This window comes from Gardnerella vaginalis, from assembly GCF_001546485.1.
Taxonomy (GTDB): Bacteria; Actinomycetota; Actinomycetes; order Actinomycetales; family Bifidobacteriaceae; genus Bifidobacterium; species Bifidobacterium vaginale_D.
Genome location: NZ_KQ956878.1, coordinates 6,751 through 10,713, shown reverse-complemented (window position 1 = coordinate 10,713; position 3,963 = coordinate 6,751). Strand labels below are relative to the sequence as shown.

At 46.1% G+C, this 3,963-nt stretch carries 2 protein-coding genes; both read left to right on the top strand.

The features are described from left to right. The first annotated feature begins 235 nt into the window (after positions 1–235). Positions 236–2,614: a 5-methyltetrahydropteroyltriglutamate--homocysteine S-methyltransferase gene (gene metE / locus HMPREF3208_RS06065; protein ID WP_064347771.1), complete on the top strand. Its 2,379-nt coding sequence runs from the start codon at positions 236–238 to the stop codon at positions 2,612–2,614. A 3-nt stretch (positions 2,615–2,617) separates the two neighbouring features. Then, entirely contained in the window at positions 2,618–3,472 is an 855-nt protein-coding gene (gene metF / locus HMPREF3208_RS06060) for a methylenetetrahydrofolate reductase [NAD(P)H] (protein ID WP_064347769.1), read from the top strand. The last annotated feature ends 491 nt before the right edge of the window (positions 3,473–3,963 follow it).

The window sequence follows — 3,963 nt, the reverse complement described above, 5'->3', positions numbered from 1 at the left end:
CCTTGACCTCACAACACTAAACACCAAACACACCAGTCAAAACTCATAGACGATACGCAAGAACATCGAAAAGAAAAATAAAACTAATCAAAAAAACGCACGAAATTAAGCATATAAATTCAGCTTATAACGACACCCCAAGTTCTTGAATGACCGCATGTAAGCATTTCTTTGCTAGGCTGAAGCGAGTCGAAAAGAAATAAAAATGAGTTAAATAAGAATTTTTGGAGGATGTATGTCTACGGTTGTTACTTCGGTTTCCGGCTTTCCGCGTATTGGTGCTGACCGTGAGTTGAAGAAGATTATTGAACGCTACTGGAAGCAGGATGCTTCTTTGGACGAAGTGCGTGAGGTTGCTCAGTCTTTGCGTGCTAAGCATTGGCGTTTGCAAGCTGAAGCTGGTGTTGATTTAATCCCGAGTAACGATTTTAGCTACTATGATCAAATGCTTGATACGGCTATTTTGCTGGGTGCTGTGCCGGAGCGTTATCGTAAATTGAATTTTGAGCATGCTGAGGATACGCTTTTTGCCATTGCACGCGGCTACCAGGGTGAGCGCGGCGATGTGACGGCGTTGCCAATGAAGAAGTGGTTTACTACGAACTACCACTATATTGTGCCGGAAGTTGAGAATCCGGAAGGCTTGCATTTGGCTGGAACGAAGCCTTTTGACGAGTTTTTGGAGGCTCGCGCGCAGGGTTTGGAAACGAAGCCTGTGTTGATTGGTCCTTACACGTTCTTGAAGTTGGCTCGTACTCCTGAAGCTCAGGAGTTGGAAGTAACAGATGCTGTGATTTCCGCTCTTGCTAACGCTTATGCGAGTATTGTGAAGCGTTTTGGTGAGCTTCACGCAACTTGGTTGCAATTTGATGAGCCTTATTTGGCTTTGGATAAAGAGCAAGGCGATTTGGAGCTTTTTGAAGCTTTGTATAAGCCTTTGCTTGAGGCAAGGAGTGCGGAAGTTAAGCTTCTTCTTAACACGTATTTTGGCCATATTGCAGACGCTTATGAGACGGTGAATAATCTCGGTTTTGATGGCGTTGGTGTTGATTTGGTGGAAGGTAAGGATGAAAATCTTGCAGCCATTGAGCGCTATGGTGTGAACGATAAGACTACGCTTTTTGCAGGCGTTGTGAACGGCCGCAATATTTGGCGTAACGATTATGCTGTGAGCCTTGGGCTTATTGATGCTTTGCGCGAGAATGTTACGGATCGCGTGGCTGTTTCTACTGCTTGCTCGCTTCTTCACGTGCCTTTTAGCACTGTTGGTGAGGATGCTTTGGGTGCGGAAGTGTTGCAACATTTTGCTTTTGCTGTTGAAAAGTTGCATGAAATTCACGATATTGCGCATCTTGCTGCAGAAAGTGACGAAAGCCGCAAATCGAGTAACGTTTTGGCTAAGAATCAGGCTTTGTTTGACGGTTCGCGCGTGAAGGCGGATGCAGCTGTGGCTAATCGTCTTGTGAATCTTAAAGAGTCTGATTTTGTGCGCGAACCTGCTAGAGCGGAACGTCAGCGTTTGCAAAAGGAAGCGCTGGGCTTGCCGGATTTGCCGACGACTACTATTGGCTCTTTCCCACAAACGAAGGATATTCGTAACGCTCGTGCTGCTCTTCGTAAGGGCGAGATTACTCGTGAAGCTTACGACGAGTTTATGCGCGATCGCATTGCTCAGTGCATTGAGCATCAGGAGCAAATTGGCTTGGATGTGCTTGTTCACGGCGAGTTTGAGCGCAACGATATGGTTGAGTATTTCGGCCAGCATTTGCGTGGCTTTAAGTTTACGAAGAACGCTTGGGTGCAGTCTTATGGTACGCGCTGCGTGAAGCCTCCAATCGTGTGGTCGGATGTTTCTCGCGAGTCTGCGATTACCGTGGCATGGAGCGCTTATGCTCAAAGCTGCACGAAGCATGTTGTTAAGGGCATGCTTACAGGCCCTGTGACGATTCTTAACTGGTCTTGGCCTCGCGAGGATATTACGCACGAGCAGCAGACTCAGCAGTTGGCTCTTGCTATTCGCGATGAAGTGTTGGATTTGGAGCGCGCTGGTATTCGCGTGATTCAGATTGATGAAGCTGCTTTGCGTGAAAAGTTGCCACTTCGTCGTTCTGATTGGCATAAGAAATATTTGGATTGGGCTATTCCAGCTTTCCGCCTGGTTCATTCTGCTGTGGCTGCTACTACGCAGATTCACACGCATATGTGCTATTCGGAGTTTAATGACATTATTCGCGATATTGACGCTATGGATGCGGATGTGATTTCTTTTGAGGCTTCTCGTGGAGATTTGGTTGTGCTCGACGCTATTCATGACGCGCATTTTGAGACGGAAGCTGGCCCTGGCGTTTACGACATTCATTCTCCGCGCGTTCCTGGCGAGGCGGAGCTTGTGGAACGTATTCACGAGATTTTGCGCAAGATGCCTGCAGAGAAGCTTTGGATTAACCCGGATTGCGGTCTTAAAACTCGTGGCGACGCTGAAACGTGGCCGAGCTTGGAAAATCTGGTTGCTGCTGCTCAAGAAGTGCGTGCGGAGCTTTCTCATAATCAGCAAAGCGGCAAGCAAAGCAATGAGCAGAGCAACAATCTAAATAGCAATCTAAATAGGGGATGAGTTATGCCGTATAAACCGAAGTTTTCGCTGGAAGTTTTTCCACCTAAACGCACGTCTCCTATTGGTACGATTTACGATACTTTAGATGGTTTGCAAGGCCTTGACCCGGATTTTATTTCGGTTACATACGGCACTGGCAAATTGCAGGATCGTACTGCTACTGCGCGAATAGCGAATACAATTCGCTCAGAGTACGGTATTAAGGCTGTGGCTCATTTGACGGCTCGCTATCTTGATTATGATGCTGTTGACGAAGCTTTAGAAATGTTTAGCAATGCTGGTGTTTCTGGAGTTTTGGCTTTGCGCGGAGATGTGATTGCAGGTCAGGAAGCGGCAGGCGTTTTTGAGCATGCTAGTGACTTGGTCTCCTACATTCGTTCCCAGCGCCCGGATTTGCCTATTCTTGGCGCTTGCTATCCAGAGAAACATCCGGAAGCAGAAAGTTTGCAAGCGGATATTGAGAATCTTAAGCGCAAAGTTGACGCGGGTGTAACGCACTTAATTTCGCAACTTTTTTACGATAACGAGGATTTTTTGCGCTTCCGTGATTTAGCTCGCGCAGCCGGCATTGACGTGCCGATTGAGGCTGGCGTGATGCCTGTTGCGAACGCTTCGCAAGTGCAGCGCATGACAAGTCTTTGCTCTTCGCGTATTACTTCGCAAGTTTCCGCAATGATGGATCGTTGGGGGAGTAACGCTGAGTGCTTGCGCGATGCTGGCAGTATTTTTGCTTCGCAGCAGATTAACGATTTAATTGCTGAGGGTGTGGATGGTATTCATTTGTATACCATGAATCATCCGGGCATTGCGCGCAGGATTTGGGCGAATGTGAAGCCGCTTTTTACGAAAATCGGGTAGAGAAGCAGAAGATGTAAGGTGAAAGTGAAAGCGCTGGAGCGAAAGTTTCGGCGCTTTTCACTGGTATGTGTGTTGTTGGTTTATTGGGTTTTTGTTCGTTTGCTAGTTTGAGTTTGCTAGTTTGAGTTTGCTTGCTAGTTCGTTCGCTTATTGGCTTTTATGTAAGTTGCTCGTTTGTTCATTGGCTACTGTGTTTACATTAAGTTGGTGTAATTTATTCGTATTATTGTATTGATACAAATATTGCAGCTATGTGCGCTTTATACGAACTTCGCTAGCTTATGTACATTTTTGCGGGTGTATAAAATTTTGGAATATGAATGTATAGTATGCAAGGTTTGAAAACTGTACCTTTATGCAGGTAATAACATAAACAAAAGTTTATACGACACTCAAAAACTGTGATTATAACCACATAACTATAAAAATTTTTAAGATCAGCAATACGCCAAAAACGTTGAAATAAAGCCCAATGGGGGGGGGGGGGGCTC